19 protein-coding genes and 1 tRNA gene are annotated in these 17,893 nt (G+C 65.8%); 5 read left to right on the forward strand and 15 right to left on the reverse strand.

The annotated features are described in order from the left end of the window. Nucleotides 1–88 precede the first annotated feature (88 nt). On the forward strand, nucleotides 89–1,336 hold the full coding sequence (locus CO675_RS37230) for a flavin monoamine oxidase family protein (protein ID WP_097676850.1): 1,248 nt from the start codon (nucleotides 89–91) through the stop codon (nucleotides 1,334–1,336). Nucleotides 1,337–1,433: 97 nt separating this feature from the next. Here the strand turns inward: CO675_RS37230 and CO675_RS37235 are convergent, their stop codons facing one another. The 3 genes from CO675_RS37235 to CO675_RS37245 are packed head-to-tail and all read right to left on the reverse strand — an operon-like array spanning nucleotide 1,434 to nucleotide 3,651. Continuing rightward, nucleotides 1,434–1,841 carry a thiol-disulfide oxidoreductase DCC family protein gene (locus tag CO675_RS37235; protein ID WP_097676851.1) on the reverse strand — a complete coding sequence of 136 codons (408 nt, stop codon included), beginning with the start codon at nucleotides 1,839–1,841 and terminating at the stop codon, nucleotides 1,434–1,436. Beyond that, nucleotides 1,838–3,166: an SDR family oxidoreductase gene (locus CO675_RS37240; RefSeq protein WP_097676852.1), complete on the reverse strand. Its 1,329-nt coding sequence runs from the start codon at nucleotides 3,164–3,166 to the stop codon at nucleotides 1,838–1,840. Before CO675_RS37240 ends, CO675_RS37235 begins: the two co-directional genes overlap by 4 nt. A gap of 17 nt (nucleotides 3,167–3,183) precedes the next feature. After that, complete coding sequence (locus CO675_RS37245; RefSeq protein WP_097676883.1) at nucleotides 3,184–3,651, reverse strand: DUF2269 family protein; 468 nt, start codon at nucleotides 3,649–3,651, stop codon at nucleotides 3,184–3,186. Between the two features lie 374 nt (nucleotides 3,652–4,025). Here CO675_RS37245 and CO675_RS37250 point away from each other — a divergent pair, with 374 nt between their 5' ends. Both CO675_RS37250 and ppa read left to right on the forward strand, forming a co-directional pair. After that, complete coding sequence (locus CO675_RS37250; RefSeq protein WP_050400790.1) at nucleotides 4,026–4,535, forward strand: GNAT family N-acetyltransferase; 510 nt, start codon at nucleotides 4,026–4,028, stop codon at nucleotides 4,533–4,535. A 165-nt stretch (nucleotides 4,536–4,700) separates the two neighbouring features. Further along, nucleotides 4,701–5,231: an inorganic diphosphatase gene (gene ppa, locus CO675_RS37255; RefSeq protein WP_097676853.1), complete on the forward strand. Its 531-nt coding sequence runs from the start codon at nucleotides 4,701–4,703 to the stop codon at nucleotides 5,229–5,231. Between the two features lie 57 nt (nucleotides 5,232–5,288). Here the strand turns inward: ppa and folD are convergent, their stop codons facing one another. From folD to CO675_RS37270, 3 genes are read right to left on the reverse strand one after another with little or no spacing between them, the layout of a single operon-like run. Next, entirely contained in the window at nucleotides 5,289–6,173 is an 885-nt protein-coding gene (gene folD / locus CO675_RS37260; protein WP_097676854.1) for a bifunctional methylenetetrahydrofolate dehydrogenase/methenyltetrahydrofolate cyclohydrolase FolD, read from the reverse strand. 1 nt (nucleotide 6,174) lies between these two features. Continuing rightward, nucleotides 6,175–6,498: a DUF167 domain-containing protein gene (locus tag CO675_RS37265; RefSeq protein WP_097676855.1), complete on the reverse strand. Its 324-nt coding sequence runs from the start codon at nucleotides 6,496–6,498 to the stop codon at nucleotides 6,175–6,177. A gap of 16 nt (nucleotides 6,499–6,514) precedes the next feature. Further along, on the reverse strand, nucleotides 6,515–6,805 hold the full coding sequence (locus CO675_RS37270) for a YggT family protein (protein WP_097676856.1): 291 nt from the start codon (nucleotides 6,803–6,805) through the stop codon (nucleotides 6,515–6,517). A gap of 297 nt (nucleotides 6,806–7,102) precedes the next feature. Here CO675_RS37270 and CO675_RS37275 point away from each other — a divergent pair. Beyond that, a tRNA-Ala gene (locus tag CO675_RS37275) sits at nucleotides 7,103–7,178 on the forward strand. A 116-nt stretch (nucleotides 7,179–7,294) separates the two neighbouring features. On the opposite strand, the gene CO675_RS37280 is transcribed toward CO675_RS37275, so the two are convergent. The 7 genes from CO675_RS37280 to CO675_RS37310 form a co-directional block, all read right to left on the reverse strand. After that, a complete protein-coding gene (locus CO675_RS37280) occupies nucleotides 7,295–8,104 on the reverse strand; it encodes an enoyl-CoA hydratase (protein WP_097676857.1) in 810 nt (269 codons plus the stop codon). Between the two features lie 121 nt (nucleotides 8,105–8,225). Beyond that, on the reverse strand, nucleotides 8,226–9,041 hold the full coding sequence (locus CO675_RS37285; protein WP_097676858.1) for a glutamine amidotransferase: 816 nt from the start codon (nucleotides 9,039–9,041) through the stop codon (nucleotides 8,226–8,228). Nucleotides 9,042–9,188: 147 nt separating this feature from the next. Next, nucleotides 9,189–9,968, reverse strand: coding sequence for an SDR family NAD(P)-dependent oxidoreductase (locus tag CO675_RS37290; RefSeq protein WP_097676859.1), 780 nt, complete (start codon nucleotides 9,966–9,968; stop codon nucleotides 9,189–9,191). A 227-nt stretch (nucleotides 9,969–10,195) separates the two neighbouring features. Next, nucleotides 10,196–10,699 carry a tellurite resistance TerB family protein gene (locus CO675_RS37295; protein WP_092121262.1) on the reverse strand — a complete coding sequence of 168 codons (504 nt, stop codon included), beginning with the start codon at nucleotides 10,697–10,699 and terminating at the stop codon, nucleotides 10,196–10,198. A gap of 182 nt (nucleotides 10,700–10,881) precedes the next feature. Further along, nucleotides 10,882–12,291 (reverse strand): adenylate/guanylate cyclase domain-containing protein, encoded by a 1,410-nt coding sequence (locus CO675_RS37300; protein ID WP_097676860.1) that lies wholly within the window; start codon nucleotides 12,289–12,291, stop codon nucleotides 10,882–10,884. A 41-nt stretch (nucleotides 12,292–12,332) separates the two neighbouring features. Beyond that, complete coding sequence (locus CO675_RS37305; protein WP_097676884.1) at nucleotides 12,333–13,718, reverse strand: cytochrome P450; 1,386 nt, start codon at nucleotides 13,716–13,718, stop codon at nucleotides 12,333–12,335. Between the two features lie 83 nt (nucleotides 13,719–13,801). Beyond that, nucleotides 13,802–15,190, reverse strand: a complete 1,389-nt coding sequence (locus CO675_RS37310) for a hydrolase (RefSeq protein ID WP_097676861.1) — start codon at nucleotides 15,188–15,190, stop codon at nucleotides 13,802–13,804. 161 nt (nucleotides 15,191–15,351) lie between these two features. Between CO675_RS37310 and CO675_RS37315 the strand changes: the two genes are divergently transcribed. Beyond that, a complete protein-coding gene (locus tag CO675_RS37315; protein WP_097676862.1) occupies nucleotides 15,352–17,031 on the forward strand; it encodes an MFS transporter in 1,680 nt (559 codons plus the stop codon). A 9-nt stretch (nucleotides 17,032–17,040) separates the two neighbouring features. On the opposite strand, the gene CO675_RS37320 is transcribed toward CO675_RS37315, so the two are convergent. Beyond that, nucleotides 17,041–17,256, reverse strand: coding sequence for a hypothetical protein (locus CO675_RS37320; protein ID WP_097676863.1), 216 nt, complete (start codon nucleotides 17,254–17,256; stop codon nucleotides 17,041–17,043). A gap of 151 nt (nucleotides 17,257–17,407) precedes the next feature. Next, the gene (locus CO675_RS37325; RefSeq protein WP_097676885.1) at nucleotides 17,408–17,698 is read right to left on the reverse strand and encodes a hypothetical protein; all 291 of its coding nucleotides are present in this window, start codon (nucleotides 17,696–17,698) and stop codon (nucleotides 17,408–17,410) included. Nucleotides 17,699–17,893 lie beyond the last annotated feature (195 nt).

The raw sequence follows: 17,893 nt of genomic DNA on the forward strand, positions 1-17,893 counted from the left end.
CTGGATCACCCGCATGCGCATGCGCGGGTGATGACAGTCATGCGCGTGGTGACTTCAGGCGTCTTTCCAGACGTGCTAGAGCCGGGACATGAGTTCCCTTCCCTCCACGGTCGATGTCGCCATCATCGGCGCCGGCGCTGCGGGCCTCGGCGCCGCGCATGCGCTGAAGGGCACCGGCCTTTCCAGCATCGCTCTGGAAGCCCGCGACCGCCTCGGCGGCCGCGCCCATACGATCCAGGCTGCGCCTGACGTCGTGTTCGACGTCGGCTGCGGCTGGCTACACTCGGCCGACCAGAACGGCTTCGTCGGCATCGCCGAGCAGCTCGGCTTCGAGCTCAACACGGACCTGCCGCCCTGGCGCGAGCGCGCCTATGGCAAGGCATTCCCGCAGGCCGACCGCGACGCGTTCATGCTCGCGCTCGACCAGTTCTACGACCGCATCGAGCAGGCCGCGCGCGGCGGCAAGGACGGCGCCGCCGATCGCTATCTCGAGCCCGGCAACCGCTGGAACCCGATGATCGATGCGATCTCGACCTATGTGAACGGCTGCGAGCTCGACCAGCTCTCGATCCTCGACTTCGACGCCTATGAGGACAGCAACGTCAATTGGCGCGTCAGGCGCGGCTACGGCGCGCTGGTCGCGGCCTATGGCGAGCAGGTATCGGTCGCGCGCAACTGCGAGGTCCGGCTGATCGATCATTCCGGCAAGCGCGTCCGCATCGAAACCTCGCGCGGCACATTGGAGGCGGACAAGGTGATCGTCACCGTGCCGACCGATCTGATCGCCATTGAGGCGATCCGCTTTGTGCCTGCGCTGCCCGACAAGCTCGACGCCGCGCGCGGTCTGCCGCTCGGCCTCGCCGACAAGGTGACGCTGGCGCTCGCCGAGCCCGAGGCGCTGCCCAAGGAAGGCAATCTGCGCGGCGCCACCATGCGCACCGAGATGGGCACCTATCACATCCGCCCGTTCGGCCAGCCCTGCATCGAGGGCTTCTTCGGCGGCCGCTTCGCACGTGAGCTTGAAGACGCCGGCGACGGCGCCATCGCCGCGCACAGCATCGACGAGATCGTCTCCTTCCTCGGCAATGATTTCCGCCGCAAGCTGAAGCCGCTCAGCGAATCCCGCTGGGCGCAGGACCCGTTCGCCCGCGGCTCCTACTCGCACGCGCTGCCCGGCCACGCCGACAAGCGCGCCGTGCTCGCCGCACCGGTCGACGGCCGGCTGTTCTTCGCCGGAGAGGCGACGTCACCGCATTTCTTCTCGACCGCCCATGGCGCACGGGACAGCGGCGAGCGGGCGGCGAAGGAAGTGGTGGCGGAGTTGGCGCGCAAATAGCCCGACTGTCATTGCGAGGAGCGAAGCGACGAAGCAATCCGTGCGACCGCAGGCGGAGAGATGGATTGCTTCGCTTCGCTCGCAATGACGGCCGAAACTACTCCAGCACCCTCGCCCGCATATCGGCATCCGGCACGAAGCACGTCTCGTACTTTCCGAAGATCCTGTAGCGGTTGCGCGCGATGAGGCTGTAGACCGCGTCGCGCAGCGGTTTTGGCACGCCGAACAGCACGCGGGTCCAGCTCCAGCCGGGGAGATGGCTCAGCACCGTCAGTGCGGCGTCGGATTTCATCCAGGCCACGCCGCCATGGACCACGGCGTTGGTGTCGGGATCCTCGGGGTCGATGCCGAAGGTTTTTGCCAGCCGCGCGCCGTAGCCGGACTGGATCGGCGTGAAGCGGAAGCGGCGCGTTGTGTCGCGCGCGATGACGAAGCGGACCCAGCGCGAGCAGAAGATGCAGACACCGTCGTAGAGGATCACGTCGTCGTCGGGCCACTTGCTCATCGGTTATCCAGCATCAAGAGCGCGACCAGCATCAGCACGATCGCGGGCCCGGTCTTCACCAGCGCGCCGAGCGGCTCGATCCAGAGATCGGGCGTCAGGATCGCCGATCCCGCCATGTAGCCGAGCGAGGCGACGATGCCTGCAACCAGACCGAACGCCGCGGTGCGGCGGATCGCGATCAGCACGCCGATGCTCATGTCCATCAGGCTGGTCAGCACCGTCACCGGCCCGACCAGCGCAGGCGGGAAATGGTGCGCACTCAGGATGCCGGCTGCGGCGTCATAGGAGATGACCAGCGAGACGACGCCGGACGCAACCCAGAACAGCACCAGGCTTGCGAAGATCAGCGCCTTGATCAGGAACAGCCGCGCGAACCATTTGTCCTGAATGGTCGCGGGGCGGCCGCCGACCGCTTGTGCGATGGTCTTCGGCACGATGCCGGTCGCGGTCATCCAGGCTGTGGGATCGCCGGTGACGCCGCGGCGCAGCTCGGCGATCGCATTGGAGCGCAGCGGCGGCATCCACCCCAAGCGGCTGGTGAGATCGCCGAGGCGGGCGCCGAGATCGATCAGGAACGACGGCGTCGGAAGTCGAAAATGCTTTGCCGTGCCGAACGACCAGCGGAACTGGGCGATGACGCCGCCGAGCGAGATCGGCTGGGTCTGCATCAGATCCCATGTCACCGATCGCACGGTTTCATCGGCAACGTCGCGCGCCGCAAGCCAGGCGATGGTGGCGGCGATATCCTCGACCGCGACCGGCTGGAACGGCGTCGCGGCCTCGTCCGCCGGCAGATCGACCGGCAGCGCCGCCAGCGCGCGCAGCATGGCGCTGCCGCCATAGGCCGAAGGCGCGATGACAAAGCCCGGGCGCAGGATCGCGTAGGCGACCCCTGACGCCGCGATCAGCCGTTCAGCCTCGCGCTTGGTGGTGCTGAAGGCCGTGCGATCTTCACTATCCGCGCCCGGAATCGAGATGTGCACGAGACGGATGGCGCGGTGGCTGTCGCGGACAGCCTGCAGCAGCCGCGCCACGAAGTCGCGATGCACCGCGCGCGTGTCGCTGCCCGGACCATCCTGCAGCACGCCGAGGCAATTGACGACGATGTCCGCCTCGTGGGTGCGGAGCAGCTGCGTCAGCGCCGCGGCATCCATCGACATCACGGGCAGCTCGAGGTCGGCCGCGCTCACCTTCTGCGCTGGCGTGAAACGCCGCGCGATCCCGATCACGTGAAAGCCGCGCGCCCTCAGATCGTCGGTGACATAGCGACCGATCAGGCCCGACGCGCCGAGCACGAGGATATTGTGTGATGCATCGTCACTCATGGGAGCCGGATCATGCTCTAAAACGGTTTTGCGATCATCAGCCACAGGATGATCATCACCGATCCGAAGCCGGGAATCCCGAACAGGAACCAGCCGCGAAACAGCGCGAAGTAGCGCGGCGGCAGCGGGAGACCTTTGTCGGCGGCCGCCTGCGCGAGGTCGCGCATCTCCATCTGCATGAAGATGACGGGAACCCAGAACATTCCAGCCAGCGCGTAGAGCGCCAGCGACACCAGCAGCCAGCGTTCGGTGATGCTTGTGGCCGACAGCATCATCAACAGTCCGCCGCTCACCGGCTGCAGCAGCACGGCGCTCAGCGTGAAGATCATGTCCGCGATGACGACGGTCGCCGCCGTGCGCGCGATGAAAGCCGCATCGCGCGTGCGATGCGCGGCCAGCATGAAGAAGGCGATCCCGGTCCCGGTGCCGAGGATCACGATGGCGCCGAGCACGTGCAGATATTTGATCAGGAAGTAGAGCGTCATCGCAGTCCGCTCGTGATCGGGCCGGTTTCGGCGCGTACAAATACCGCCGCTGCCATAGGCTGGTCGCGCGCGGAAATCCACTGCGGCGGCGCGGACGCAGAACGCGGCATGCATCCGCGTTGCGACTGGATTCGCTCGCAAAATTCCTGCACCGAATCAGCACCGAACGGCATTAGCCCGAACTGCGGCATTGTCATCCAGCGCTCACGATCCACGCTTTGTACAGGCCGGGATCGGCGATCGGGTCGCGCGAGCCGGGCGAGTGTCCTCTTTCGGTACAAGTTTTCATGACACTGATGCAAAAAATCCACAGGTTAACCGATAATTAACGATGGACCTTGAAGGCGGCCCTCCGACTTGCTTTGATTGGACGCATGAGCACAACGCTAATCGAGGTCCGGCCGGCCAAAGCTGCAGACGCAGCCTCGGTGGCGTCTACCCATGACGAAGCCTGGCGCTCGGCGTATCAGGGAATCATCCCCGGCGCCGAACTCGAAAAGCTGATCAATCGCCGTGGCCCGCAGTGGTGGGACAGCGCCATCCGCAAGGGCAGCCGCGTCAGCGTGCTGGTGTTCGGCGACCGGATCGCGGGCTACGCCAATTATGGCCGCAACCGCGCCCGCAGCCTGCACTTCGAGGGCGAGATTTACGAGCTCTATCTGCGGCCGGAATTCCAGGGCCTCGGCTTCGGCCGGCGGCTGTTCGCCGCAGCCCGCCGCGATCTCCTGCAGAGCGGCCTGAAGACCATGGTGATCTGGGCGCTCTCCGACAACGAGCCGGCGACCGAGTTTTACCGCGCGCTGGGCGGCCGCATGGTGGCGCGTTCCTCGGAGCGGTTCGGGCCGAAGTCGCTCGACAAGGTCGCTTTCGCCTGGGCCAACTGAAAATCCTGCTTCTCTCGCAGCTGCAGCGAGGCTAAACAGCCTGAGCGCTTGCGCGCGACGGCCAGCCCGGCCCCAAGGCCGGGCCTGAAGCTGTTTCGCGGCCTGGTGGCGCCAAGCAAAAAATCACATCGTTCTCAACTTCCAAAAGGCCACGCGGAGCAATCCATGCGTATCGACGCCATATCGATCGGAAAAAATCCGCCCCACGAAGTCAACGTCATCATCGAGGTTGCCGTCGGCGGCGAGCCCATCAAGTACGAAATGGACAAGGAGGCCGGCACGCTGGTGGTGGACCGCTTCCTCTACACGCCGATGCGCTATCCCGGCAATTACGGCTTCATCCCGCACACGCTGTCGGGCGACGGCGATCCCTGCGACGTGCTGATCGTCAACACCCGCGCGATCGTGCCGGGCGCCGTGATGAGCGTCCGCGTGGTCGGCGTGCTCTTGATGGAGGACGAAGCCGGCGGTGACGAGAAGATCATCGCGGTGCCGTCGTCGAAGCTGACCCAGCGCTACGACAAGGTGCACAACTACAGCGACCTGCCCGACATCACGCTGCAGCAGATCCAGCACTTCTTCGAGCACTACAAGGATCTCGAGAAGGGCAAGTGGGTGAAGGTGCTGCGCTGGGGCGACGCCGAAGAAGCCCGCAAGCTGATCCTCGAAGGCATCGAGCGCGCGAAGAAGAAGTAGCGAGCTCGCTCTCAATGCTCCCTCGCCCCGCTCTTGCGGGGAGAGGTAAGGAAGAAACTACACCGCCGGCGCCGGCAGGCCCACAATCGCGCAGGCGGCGCGCAGCGTGTTGACCAACAGGCACGCCACCGTCATCTGCCCGACGCCGCCGGGCACCGGCGTGATCGCGCCGGCGACGCCAAGCGCTTCCTGGAATGCGACGTCGCCGACCAGCTTCGGCTTACCGCCGTCGACCGGGATGCGGTTGATGCCGACGTCGATCACGGTCGCGCCCGGCTTCAGCCAGTCGCCACGTACCATCTCGGGCTTGCCGACTGCGGCATAGACCAGATCGGCCTGGGCACAGAGTTTTGCCAGATCGCGCGAGCGCGAATGCGCGATCGTCACCGTCGCGTTCTCGTTCAGCAGCAATTGCACCAGCGGGCGGCCGACCAGATTGGAGCGGCCGATCACGATCGCGTTCATGCCCTCGAGCGAGGGGTGCACGCTCTTGGTCAGGATGATGCAGCCGAGCGGCGTGCAGGGCGACAGCGCGGCCAGGCCGCCGGCGAGCCGGCCGGCATTGTTCGGATGCAGGCCATCGACGTCCTTGGCCGGGTCGATCGCGTTGATGATGGTCTCGGTGTGCAGCGATTTCGGCAGCGGCAGCTGCACCAGGATGCCGTGCACCTTCGGATCGCGGTTGAGCTGTGCGATCAGCGCCAAGAGATCGGCCTGCGACACGTCCTCCGGCAGCTTGTGCTCGAACGAGGCCATGCCGGCGGCCTGGGTCTGGGTGTGCTTGCTGCGGACATAGACCTCGCTCGCCGGATCATGGCCGACCAGCACGACGGCGAGCCCCGGCGTGAGTGCATGGTCGCGCTTGACGCGGGCGACCTCGTCGGCGACGCGGGCGCGAAGCTCGGCGGCGATGGCTTTTCCGTCGATGATGCGGGCAGTCATGTCAGTCCCTTGTTTCCTGCTGGGTCAGCTTCCTCAACATTTCGCCAAGCCCCTTCGGGTCGCCGTCCACCGCCACCTGCTTCAGCCGCGAGGTGGCGCCGGACAGCAGCTTCACCCTGGCCTTGGGCACGCCGAGCGCCTTGGCCAGCAGCTCGGTCACGGCGCGGTTGGCCTCGCCGCCTTCTGCAATGGCGCGGACTCGTACCTTCACCACCGAGCGGCCGTTGGCCAGCGTTTCGATCCCGTCGATATCGTCGCGGCCGCCGCGCGGCGTCACGCGCAAGGCGATGCTGATGCCCCCGGTGGAATAGCGCCAAGGATCCATCAGCACTCGCGTAGGATCAGATCACGTTGGGATAGATGTAATAGGCGATCACCCGCTGGATGAACATGATGATCAGAATCACGATGATCGGCGAGATATCGAGCCCGCCCAGACTCGGCATCACGTTGCGAATCGGCCGCAGCACCGGCTCGGTGATCCGGTACAGAAACTCGGCCACCGCGGAGACGAACTGGTTGCGCGTGTTGACCACATTGAAAGCGACCAGCCAGGACAGGATGGCGGAGGCGATCAGGAGCCAGACATAGAGGTCGAGGACGATGATGACGATGTCGAGAACAGCGCGCATATGATGGGGGCTCGCGGGTGGGACGACCAAGTGAAGCGCAACGGGACCGGACTGGGCCGCCAGCGCGCTTCTCGTTTGAGCAGGATCTTTTCGGAAAGCCGCGACGCACTTTTTGCTGGCGCGGCCCGCCGGGTCCAGATCATGCTCTAAATATCGGTTCATCCCCCCGCAAACAAGGGAAGTTCCCGGCGGGAAAGGCCGAAAACCGTTGTTTCAGCGTTCTTGACTTGGCCTTGGGCGGGACTGTAAATGGCGCCCGACTGACGGCCGGGATACTCAGCAACACCCGGCCGCAATGGGGCCATAGCTCAGCTGGGAGAGCGCGTCGTTCGCAATGACGAGGTCGGCGGTTCGATCCCGCCTGGCTCCACCACGCTTCGCCCTTCGGGCTACGCGTGGCGCAGCCGCGCAGAGCCTGAAGGGTGAAGCGTGGTGTCCGGCGAAGCCCAAAGGGCGAAGGCGGACCTTGCCAGGCCCCAATCCTCCCCCTCACGTCCCCGTAAACCGCGGCGGCCGCTTCTCCACAAAGCTCGCGACGCCTTCCCGGAAATCATTGCCCTTCAGCGCGATCTGCATCTCGCGATTGGCGTCGATGGTGGCTTCGGCGAGCGTCTGGAACGGCACGTCGTAGACCTGGCGCTTGATCACCGCGATCGCGCTCGGCGAGACGAAATCGGCGAGATCGCGGGCATAGGCATAAGTCTCCTCGCGCAGCTTCTCCGGCGACGAGAGCCGGTTGACGAGGCCGATGCGCAGCGCCTCCGCAGCCGACACGCGCCGCGCCGACATCAAGAGATCGAGTGCGTTGGCATGGCCGACGATGCGCGGCAGCATCCAGCTGATGCCGTGCTCGGCGATCAGGCCGCGCCGCGCGAAGGCGGTGGTGAAGACCGCGCTGTCGGCCGCGAAGCGCAGGTCGCAATAGAGCGCGTGGACCAGGCCGATGCCGGCGGTGGCGCCGTTGAGCATGGCGATCAAGGGTTTCTTGATCGCGGGGTAATAGGCGTAGCGCGTCTGCCAGTCGGCGCGGCGGTTCATGTCGAACGGAATATTCTCGCCGCGCCTGACCTCGTTGGGATCGATCCCCTTCAACGCTTCCATGTCGGCTCCGGCGCAGAAGCCGCGGCCCGCGCCGGTCAGCACGATGACGCGAACATTGTCGTCATTGGCCGCCGCCTCCATCGCGTGGCGCACGTCGCGCTCCATGATCGCGGTCCACGCGTTCATGCGGTCGGGGCGGTTGAGCGTGATGGTCGCGATCCTGTCGCTGACCTCATAGAGAATGTGTTCGTAGCTCATCGCGATCTCCCTGTGCCTTGTTGTTATTGATACGCGCAGCGATGCGGGCGGCGCGCAGCAGCCGCGGCAAGACTAGCACATCCCTGCAAATGAAAGGGCGGCGCGAAATTCCGCGCGGCGGCTATTCCGCAGCCTGCAGCATCACCGGCCGCGGCACGCGCGCAATCCAGCCGTCGATGAAATGCTTTAGCCAGGCGCGCTCGGCGGCATCGTGCACGGCGCGCTCGGCGAAGTGCAGATGGCCGGGTTGCGCGCCCGGCGAATCCATCCGCGCGCAGCCGCGCGTGGTCCAGCGATGCATCATCGCGTAGGTCACGTCGGGATGGAATTGCAGGCCGAAGGCATTGCCGAACTGGAACGCCTGCACCGGGAAATCATCGCCCGCCGCGAGCAGGTCCGCGCCATCAGGCAATTGAAAGCCCTCGCCGTGCCAGTGATAAACCCGCGCCGGCCAGTCAGGGCACAACGCGCGGCCGGCCTCGGTCGGCCGGACCGGGTAATAGCCGACCTCGACGCGGCCTTGCGGATGCGGCGCGACTCTGGCGCCGAGTTGCCGCGCCAGCATCTGCGCGCCGAGGCAGATGCCCAGGAACGGACGCTGCTCGCGCAGCGGAACTGAAATCCAGTCGATCTCGCGCCGGACATAGTCGTCGGGATCATTGGCGCTCATCGGGCCACCGAAGATCACTGCGCCGGCATGTGCGTCTAGCGTGTCGGGCAGCGCGTCGCCGAAACGCGGACGGCGGATGTCGAGGGGATAGCCGAGCGCGCGCAGGGCGTTGCCGATCCGGCCGGGTGTCGACGTCTCCTGATGCAGGACGACCAGCACCGGCCGCAGCGAAGCCTGGTCCCAGATTCGATCCTTGGGCGTGACCGCGGCCGGCCTTCGGCTCGCGAAGGGCACCACGACACGGCTCTGGTCGGACCGGAACAGCATTGCGCTTGAAGGTTTGGCCTCTGCTTAAAGTTTCGGCACGTAAGGCGCGATCATAACTAAGTGGTCGTTAACATCGTGTGAGTTTGCGCACACCCGTGCGAAGCAAATCGCGGGCCAGAAACAGGCTTAACGGCGATTCGGGAGAAGCTAGCGCTTGCGGAGCTGAAAGCCGCCGACCGCCGTCAGGATGAAGGAGCGCGGAAACAGCCGGAGCAGGAACGGCACCAGCTTGATGAAGGCGCCGGGCAGCACGGCGCGCTTGTTGGCCATCAGGCCGCGATAGGCCTGGCGGGCGACCTCGGCCGGCGCGACGTTGAGGATGGCGGAATCGAATCCGGGGGCAAAACCGGCGCGGTCCTGGAATTCGGACGGCACCGGCCCAGGGCACACCACCGTGACCCGCACGCCCTTCGGCGCCAGCTCACAGCGCAACGCCTCGGAAAACGACAGCACATAGGCCTTGCTGGCGTAGTACACGGCCATGCCGGGGCCCGGCAGGAATCCGGCAATCGAGCCGAGATTGAGGATGCCGCCGCGGTTGCGGATCAACTGGTCGGCAAAGCGCAGCGTGAGGTCGGTCAGCGCGCGGATATTGAGGTTGATGATGTTGAGCTGTTCGGCACGGTCGCGCTCGACGGCGAGGCCGAACAGCCCGAAGCCGGCATTATTGACCAGGTATTCGACCTCGACCCCGGCCTCGGTCAGGGCCCGTGCGATCTGATCACCCGCATCGGTCTGCTGCAGATCGCAGGGAATCACGATCGGCGCCGCGCCGCCCTTGGCCCCGAGCTCGTCGGCGAGGGTCTTCAGGCGATCGGCGCGCCGCGCCACCAGCGCCACGCGGTGACCATTCGATGCAAACACGCGCGCCAGTTCGGTGCCTATGCCCGCCGATGCCCCGGTTATCAGCGTCACACGCTCAGTCACGTTTCAAACTCTTACTGCAAATTCTAGTGAGGTCCCCAACGGGGCGACGAGAGCATAGGGATGCGGTGTGACGCAAGCCGCGTATGGGCTTGTGGATAGCGGCGGGGCCGCTGGTTTCGAGACGAAACGACCGATTTTCAGTCGGATCGCCCACAATCGCGGCTGACATTAAAATTTCGTCATCCGCCATGCCCGCAGGGGGGCGTCCGCCTGCGCCGGCAGACGTGTCAGATTGCCGCGTCTGCCGTGCCCCAGGGGCCCTTTGGCAGCTCCGCCTGCTTCTCGGCGACCCGGTGCTTGAGATCGATGCGGTCACGCGAGGAGATGCCGAGCAGATCGGCGGCACGCCAGACCACATTGTCCTCGAACTCGCTGACCTGGCCGTCGGCATAGACCAGCTCCCACATCATCTCGACGATGCGCAGCCGTCCCTCCTCATTCACCGAGCGCATAATCACACTCGTAAAGTGATAGAGATCCACGGCCTCGCCCTCGACGCGCATCGCGGAGGCGATCAATTTGTCGGCGGTGCCGGGATCGAGCTGGAAACGGCTCTCGATCAGGCTGTGCAGCTTGCGCGTCTCGGCCGGCGTCGGCTCGCCGTCCAGCGAGACGACATGCACCAGCAGCGCGGTCGCCGCCAGGCGGTAGTCGCCGTCATCGAAGGCGCGGTCAGCCTGGGCATCGGGGGAGACGATATCGGCAATGAATTGGCGGAGTCCGTCGAGCATCGCTCTCTCTGTGGGATGAAGCCTGGAGGCCTTGATTGAGCATCTGTCCGGAAGACAGCTACGCGCTTTTCCGGACCTTGCGCTGTTGAAATCTATATGGCGTGGAAACAGAACCGGCGCAATCCGCGCGGGTTCCCGCTGCGGCATTACGTTTCAGCAAGCATTACATGTCGGCAATGTGACTAAGGTATCTCGTACACCACGAGCTTGTCGGCAATGCCGCGCAGCGCCGCTTCCTTCTGGATCGGCTTGATCGCCGCGCGATCGAGGATGCCCGCGACCTCTGCCGATTCCATCACCGGCTGGGTCAAATGGATCTCCTGCGACGTCGACAGGCTCTGCACCCGCGCGGCAATATTCACGGTCTGGCCGAAATAATCCTGCCGCTCGTTCAGCGTCACCGCGAGACACGGCCCCTCATGGATGCCGATCTTGACCACCAGATCTTCCTTGCCGCGCTCGGTGTTGAGCTGCTTCATCGCGGCCCGCATGCGCAAGCCGGCCGACAATGCATGCTCGGGCCGGATGAAGGTCGCCATCACCGCATCGCCGATCGTCTTCACGACGGCGCCGTGCTCGGAGGCAATGATCTCGAGCAGCGCGTGGAAATGCGCGCGCACCAGGTCGAACGCGGCGAGATCGCCGACCCGCTCATAGAGCGCGGTCGATCCTTTGAGATCGGTGAACAGGAAGGTCAGCGCGGTGATCTTCAGCCGCTGGTCGACGGTGAGGTTGTCGGCCTTGAACACGTCGCGGAAAGTCTGGTTCGACAGCATCCGCTTCGCGGTGAGGATCGGCTTGCGCTTGCCGAGCAGCTTGTGCAGCGGATCGCCCGCGATCCACACCGAAGGCAACACGCGGACGTCGGCGTGATTCTCCAGCGAAAGCCGCAACGGCCCCGGCCGCATCGTCGAGGTGCCGGTCGGCGCATGCGACTTGTTGAATGCGATCGAGAACTGCTGACGTTCGGTGGTCGGCTCGCCCTCGATGGCAAAGAAGTGCGCCGAATGCGTCACCGGCTCGAACACGATGACGAACTGATTGGGCAGATTGAGCGACAGGATCGCCTTTTCGCCGGGCGGCAATTCGAGCCCCTCCAGCGTCACCTCGTTGATTAGGGTCGACACCGAACTCTCGTCGAACTCGATCCCGGAACTCCAGAACATCTGGCGGAAATATTCCCAGATCGGCAGCGTGTTCGGATCGTGCGCGGCGATGCGGCGGACCCGCGGACTGACGGTGAAGGCAACCTCGACCAACTCGTCGACGGAGGCCTCGTAGCCGGCCGCGCACAGCGCGCAATTGTAGTCGTCATGGCGCAGCGACTTCAGCGTGGTGTGGGCATCGAGCACGCCGCCACAGCCCGGGCACAGCACGTTCCAACTCATGTCGAACAGGCCGAGGCGGGAAGCATGCAGGAAGCCGGAGATCACCTTCTCCTGGTCGAGCCCGGTGCGGCTGGAGAAATCCAGAACGTTGATGCGATTGAGCTCGCGATCGTGACCGTCCACGATCAGCTGCTGCATGGCATCGACGACGGCCGGATCGGTCGTCTGCCTGAGGACTGCGAAGTGGGCTTGCGTATCGCTCATGGTGAGCCCTTAAGTGAGGATTGGGACACCGCCGCGCAAGGTCAGCGCGGCTTGATCGTGAACACCGGGGAGCGGTTCGGCTGTGTCGTCACCACGCCGATCGGAAGCACCGGCTCCTTGTCCGCCAGCGCGACGCGGAATGCGTCGACGATCTTCGCGAGCGCGAGCGTCGCCTCGACCAGCGCGAAATGCGCGCCGATACAGACCCGCGCGCCGACCCCGAACGGCAGATAGGCGAAGCGATCGGGCGGTGTCTCCGTCATGAAACGTTGCGGCACGAACGCACTCGGCTCGCGCCACAGCTTTTCATGCCGATGCAACAGCCACGGCGCGATCAGGATTACGTCATGCTTCCTGACCGGACGGCCCGCAATGGTGTCGGGACCGGCTGCCGCACGCGCGATCAGGAACGCCGGCGGATAAAGCCGCATGGTTTCATCGACCACCGCACGGGTGAATTTCAGCCGCTCGATGTCGAGCGCACCCGATGTCGTCACGCTCCTGACTTCTGCTGCCAATTGTTCCTGGGTCTCGGGATCGAGCGCGAGCAGATAGAGCGCCCAGAACAGCGCGGTCGCGGTGGTCTCATGGCCAGCCAGGATCATGGTCGCGACCTGGTCACCGAGCTGGGCGTCGGTGAAGGCCTCGCCGGATTCAGGATCGCGCGCGGCGCCCATCAGGTCGAACAGGTCGCGGGCCGGCGCGTTGTCGTCCTTGCCGGCGGCGCGACGCTCGGCCATCAGCATGCCGACGAACGCGGTCCAGCGCTTGCGGAAGCGGGCGCGGCGGAAATCTTGCAGGGTCGGCCAGCTCAACGGCAGCACCAGGTCGAGCATGTGCGGCCGCGCCAGCGTGTCGCCATACTCCATCACGAAGTCGCGCAGCGCGGCGCCGTGGCGATCCATGCCGAACGAGAACATGGTGCGGCCGGCGATTTCCAGCGTCATGCGCTGCATCACCTCGCGCAGATCGACCGGGCCGCCGCTCGCGGCTTTCAGCTTGGCGATGGTCTCGTCGACCGCCGCGATCATGTACGGCACCAGTGTCGTCACCGCGCGCGGCGTGAATGCCGGCGCCAGCGTGCGGCGCTGATGCTTCCACGCACGACCCTCGGCGATCAGCAGTCCCTCGCCCAGCATCGGGCGCAGCACGCGAAGGCCGGCGGGCGTGCGGGTGTAGTTCTCGTAATTGTCGACCAGCACATGGCGGATCGCATCCGGTGTATTGAGGATGAAGCTCGAGTGGTTGAGGAAGCGGCCCTGGACGATGTCGTCCTCATAGGCGCGCTGGCCCCAGGTCTCGATCGGCGAGTTGCGCATCACCCGCATCCGCTGGAACGCACCCATGTCGTCGGGGGCGCGCGGCGGCGCCGGCGGGACCAGGGGACGCCGCGTGACCGTGATGTCGTAGACTTCGGCTATGCTCATGGTCCTCGCTTCCTGCCTCACGCAACGGCCGATCCGGCCATGCGATCCCGGCGCCATGAAGGCGCGCGGACCCTGCACAAGACCTAATAAGTCAGCTCGGCGACTGCAATCCGATTCTCCGACGCCGGCCAGGCCCGCGCCACGATGCGTTCCCCGTTGAAGATCGCAACCACCGGATGGCCGAGATCAGCCGCGGGTAGACGCAACGTCGTCACCGCGTCGGTCGGCACGCCGGATTTGACATCGGCCGGTTCCTTGCCGTCGAACAGCACGATATCGCGCGGTAGCCCGAAATAGCCACGCGGCCGAGACATCAGCATGATGGCCCCCGCACCGGCGTCGGCAGGCAGCAGCGGCCGCGCCGCGCGCAGATGCACGATCTCGGAGGAGCGCGGAAACGGCGAGCGATAGATATGCGTCGTCACTGCACCCGGCGAGGTCAGGACGAATTCGAGCGGCCAGGACGGATCGACCTGCGCTGGCCCCCAGCGGCCGTCGGCGCCGGTTTGCGAGCTGTGCAGCGGGCCACTGAAGCGCTCGCCGGTTTCCGCCGACACGCGATAGATGTCGATCGTTGCACCCTGCACCGGCCGGTTGGTCGGCACGCCGCCGGGCGTGCCCGTGACGAGGCCGCTCAGCCTCACCACCGTCTCCGGCACGATCTCGATCCGCGACGGCTCGTGCCCCGCGATGAATTTGTAAATCTCGCGGAACGCGCGCGGATGATACGCGGTCTCGCGATGATCCACGGCGCCGAGCACCAGATTAGTCGCGCCTTTCAGCGCGGGACCTTCGGATGTGACGTTGGTCGGCGTGCCCGGCTTGCCGATGAAGCGGCCGTCGGCTTGGGCATATTTGTCGAGGCCATCGCTGCGCAAGGTCAGGAAGGCGGTGCCGGCAGTCACTTCGCTGTCGCCATCGTTCAACCCGCGCAGGAACGGGCCGCGCCCGTTGAACTCGTTGCCGAGCCCATCGTCCGAGGCATACACACCGTGATTGGGTGTGCCGCACAGCACCGCGTGGCTGATGTCGCCGCCACCGTTCCTGACATAGTTGCGGATCGCATTGCCGCCGCGCGAATTTCCGACCAGCGCGATGCGCGCGGCGCCGCTCTTCTGCTTCAGCTCCCCGACCGCATCGGCGAGCTCGCGGCGCTGGTCCTCGGTCGAGGAACGGCCCGCCTGCTCGACCTTGTCGTCGGTGCGCGCCAAGGGATCGGTGAAATTGATCGCGGTCATCCGCTCGCGCGGCACGCCGTTGGATTCCATGCGCCAGAGCGTCGTCAACCAGAGCGCTGCGTGATCGCCATTGCCGTGCACGAACAGGATCGGCGGGATGTCGCCGGCAGGCGCCGGCTGGGCCAGCGCCGACTGAACCAAGGCCGCCTGCGCCAGGCCCGGGACGGCGAGACGGCCGGCCGGCAGGGACAGCGCGCCGGCCCCTTGCAAGAATGTTCGCCGCGACAGCGCCATTGGTCCCCTTCCCAAAACCTTCCTCAGGTCTTTCAGTGCTTTAGCTGTGTCCTACAGCGCGTAAGGATACCGTAAACGCTGGACAGGACACGCGTTTCGCGGGCATCAGTTGATGAGCCGGAATCATTCAACAAGCCATAGCAGGCCAACCGGAACCGGATATGACCGCACCGCCTGATCGACCCGACAGTATCACCGCGCCGTTGCGGCACTCAATCTTCAGGCGAATCTGGCTCGCCAGCCTGCTCTCCAACCTCGGCATCCTGATCCAGGGCGTCGGCGCCGCCTGGGCGATGACCCAGATGACCGCGGAGGCCGACAAGGTCGCCCTGGTGCAGACCGCGCTGATGCTGCCGGTGATGCTGATCGCGATGCCGGCCGGCGCCATCGCCGACATGCATGACCGCCGCATCGTCGCGCTGGTATCGCTGGCGATCGCGCTCTCAGGCGCCACCACGCTGACGGTGCTGGCCTGGCTCAATCTGGTCACGCCAAACATCCTGCTTGCGCTGTGCTTCGTCGTCGGCAGCGGCATGGCGCTGTTCGGCCCGGCCTGGCAGTCCTCGGTCAGCGAGCAGGTGCCCTCGGAGACGCTGCCCGCCGCGGTCGCGCTGAACGGCATCAGCTACAACATCGCACGCAGCTTCGGACCTGCGATCGGCGGCATCGTGGTCGCGTCCGCAGGCGCCGTGGCGGCATTTGCGGCCAACGCCGTGCTGTACCTGCCGCTGCTCGTCGTGCTGTTCCTGTGGAATCGCGTCAGCGAGCCGTCGCGGCTGCCGCGCGAGCGGCTGAACCGCGCCATCGTCTCCGGCGTGCGCTACATCACCAATTCGCCGTCGATCAGGATCGTGCTGACCCGCACCATGGTGACCGGCATCATCGGCGGCTCGGTCTCGGCGCTGATGCCACTGGTGGCGCGCGACCTGCTGCATGGCGGCGCGCAAACCTATGGCATCATGCTCGGCGCCTTCGGCATGGGCGCGGTGATCGGCGCGCTCAACATCAGCGAGATCCGCAGCCGGCTCAGCGGCGAAGCCGCGATCCGCGTCTGCGCGCTGACGATGGGCGCGGCGATCGCCGCGGTTGCCGTGAGCAGGCAGCCGGTGATCACCGCCGCCGCGCTGGTGGTTGCCGGCGCGGTGTGGATGCTCGCGATCGCGCTGTTCAATATCGGCGTGCAGCTGTCGGCGCCGCGCTGGGTCGCAGGGCGCTCGCTGGCGGCCTTCCAGGCCTCGATCGCCGGCGGCATCGCAATCGGAAGCTGGTGCTGGGGCCGCATCACGGATCTCGGCGGCGTCGAGATGGCGCTGTTGATCTCCGCCGGGCTGATGCTGCTGTCGCCAGTGCTCGGCATCTGGCTCAGGATGCCGCCAATCGGCGCGCGCAACGAGGACGCCACCGATACGCTGGCCGATCCCGAGGTGCGGCTGCAACTGACCGGGCGCAGCGGGCCGCTGGTGGTCGAGATCGAATACCGGGTGGCGCAGGACAATGCCCGCGCCTTCCACAATGTGATGCAGGACGTGCAGCTCAGCCGCCAGCGCAACGGCGCCTATGGCTGGTCGATCGCGCGCGACATCGCCGATCCCGAATTGTGGACCGAGCGCTACCACTGCCCGACCTGGCTCGACTTCCTGCGCCAGCGCAACCGTGCCACCCAGATCGAGCGCGCGCTGCATCAGAAGGCGGCCGACTTCCACATCGGCGCCGAGCCGATCCGCGTGCGCCGGATGCTGGAGCGTCCGTTCGGCTCGGTGCGCTGGAAGGACGAGACCCCGGACCGCGCCGCCAAGGAGGTGATCCCGGTGGTCGCGACCGCCGCGGGGAGCAGCACGTGACGAAGCGCGTTACTGCCCGTTGTCGGTGAGGGTCTGCTGGCAGGCCTTGCTGAGGCGGCTGCGATGCTCCTTCAGGCAGGCCAGCACGACCTGATCGCCCTCGCTGAGATGGGCGCGGCAGAACCGCGAGGCGTCGCGCGAGCAGGCATCACGCCCCTGCTGCTGTGCCGCCGCGGCCGACGTCAGCAGAACCAGCGGAACGACGACGAACAGAAATCGGGTCATCTTCAAAGCCTCTAAGGAATGCAACGCTGGTTCTATAGCGTTTCAGGGCCGCGAAGAAGCTTGAAACCGGGGGCGAAGCGCCGGGTTCCGCCTCGAGATGACCATCGGAGAAGGGCCTGCGTCTCGTCACCGCAGGTCTGCCCCACGCAAGTCACTCCGCGGCGGCCCTGCGCTGCGCGGCAAGATCGCGGTCCAGCACGACGCGGCAGCCGCTGCTCAGCTGGGAGCGATTCTTGACCATGCAAGCGGTGATCCTCGGGATGTTCGGGATCTCCGCGCTGCACAGGCGGAACGCATCGCCCGAGCACATCTGCTGCGCCTCGGCGCTGAACGCAAAGCTCACGGTCGACGACAGCACGGAAACGGCGGCCGCAAAGGCCAACGTGACACTGGCTCTGCGAACGGCACGCTCCAGAACCTGGCTCTTCAAGACGGTGGTCATGATCGGCTCCCATCGGCGCCGCAACTGGCGGGGCCCTTTGTTTGATGGGTACGATCCTGCAGGGGAGCGAGCCGGCCGACTGTGATGGTCATCACGCAGGCGTAAGCCGCACTTTTTCTTGTCCTTCCGGCGCCGTGTTGGGATCGCGTTAAGACCTTGTTGGCATTAATCGCTCGTTACGGGTGTGGCGTATCC

It is taken from the genome of Bradyrhizobium sp. C9, assembly GCF_002532045.1.
Lineage (GTDB): Bacteria > Pseudomonadota > Alphaproteobacteria > Rhizobiales > Xanthobacteraceae > Bradyrhizobium.

Coding starts and splice junctions, on each gene's coding strand:
- CO675_RS37325 (WP_097676885.1), bottom strand. CDS start 17,698: ATGACCACCGTCTTGAAGAGCCAGGTTCTGGAGCGTGCCGTTCGCAGA.
- CO675_RS37305 (WP_097676884.1), bottom strand. CDS start 13,718: ATGAGCATAGCCGAAGTCTACGACATCACGGTCACGCGGCGTCCCCTG.
- CO675_RS37270 (WP_097676856.1), bottom strand. CDS start 6,805: ATGCGCGCTGTTCTCGACATCGTCATCATCGTCCTCGACCTCTATGTC.
- CO675_RS37235 (WP_097676851.1), bottom strand. CDS start 1,841: ATGAGCAAGTGGCCCGACGACGACGTGATCCTCTACGACGGTGTCTGC.
- CO675_RS37280 (WP_097676857.1), bottom strand. CDS start 8,104: ATGAGCTACGAACACATTCTCTATGAGGTCAGCGACAGGATCGCGACC.
- CO675_RS37245 (WP_097676883.1), bottom strand. CDS start 3,651: ATGACGCTCTACTTCCTGATCAAATATCTGCACGTGCTCGGCGCCATC.
- CO675_RS37250 (WP_050400790.1), top strand. CDS start 4,026: ATGAGCACAACGCTAATCGAGGTCCGGCCGGCCAAAGCTGCAGACGCA.
- CO675_RS37285 (WP_097676858.1), bottom strand. CDS start 9,041: ATGCTGTTCCGGTCCGACCAGAGCCGTGTCGTGGTGCCCTTCGCGAGC.
- CO675_RS37230 (WP_097676850.1), top strand. CDS start 89: ATGAGTTCCCTTCCCTCCACGGTCGATGTCGCCATCATCGGCGCCGGC.
- CO675_RS37320 (WP_097676863.1), bottom strand. CDS start 17,256: ATGACCCGATTTCTGTTCGTCGTCGTTCCGCTGGTTCTGCTGACGTCG.
- CO675_RS37295 (WP_092121262.1), bottom strand. CDS start 10,699: ATGCTCGACGGACTCCGCCAATTCATTGCCGATATCGTCTCCCCCGAT.
- CO675_RS37310 (WP_097676861.1), bottom strand. CDS start 15,190: ATGGCGCTGTCGCGGCGAACATTCTTGCAAGGGGCCGGCGCGCTGTCC.
- CO675_RS37265 (WP_097676855.1), bottom strand. CDS start 6,498: ATGGATCCTTGGCGCTATTCCACCGGGGGCATCAGCATCGCCTTGCGC.
- CO675_RS37315 (WP_097676862.1), top strand. CDS start 15,352: ATGACCGCACCGCCTGATCGACCCGACAGTATCACCGCGCCGTTGCGG.
- CO675_RS37240 (WP_097676852.1), bottom strand. CDS start 3,166: ATGAGTGACGATGCATCACACAATATCCTCGTGCTCGGCGCGTCGGGC.
- folD (WP_097676854.1), bottom strand. CDS start 6,173: ATGACTGCCCGCATCATCGACGGAAAAGCCATCGCCGCCGAGCTTCGC.
- CO675_RS37300 (WP_097676860.1), bottom strand. CDS start 12,291: ATGAGCGATACGCAAGCCCACTTCGCAGTCCTCAGGCAGACGACCGAT.
- ppa (WP_097676853.1), top strand. CDS start 4,701: ATGCGTATCGACGCCATATCGATCGGAAAAAATCCGCCCCACGAAGTC.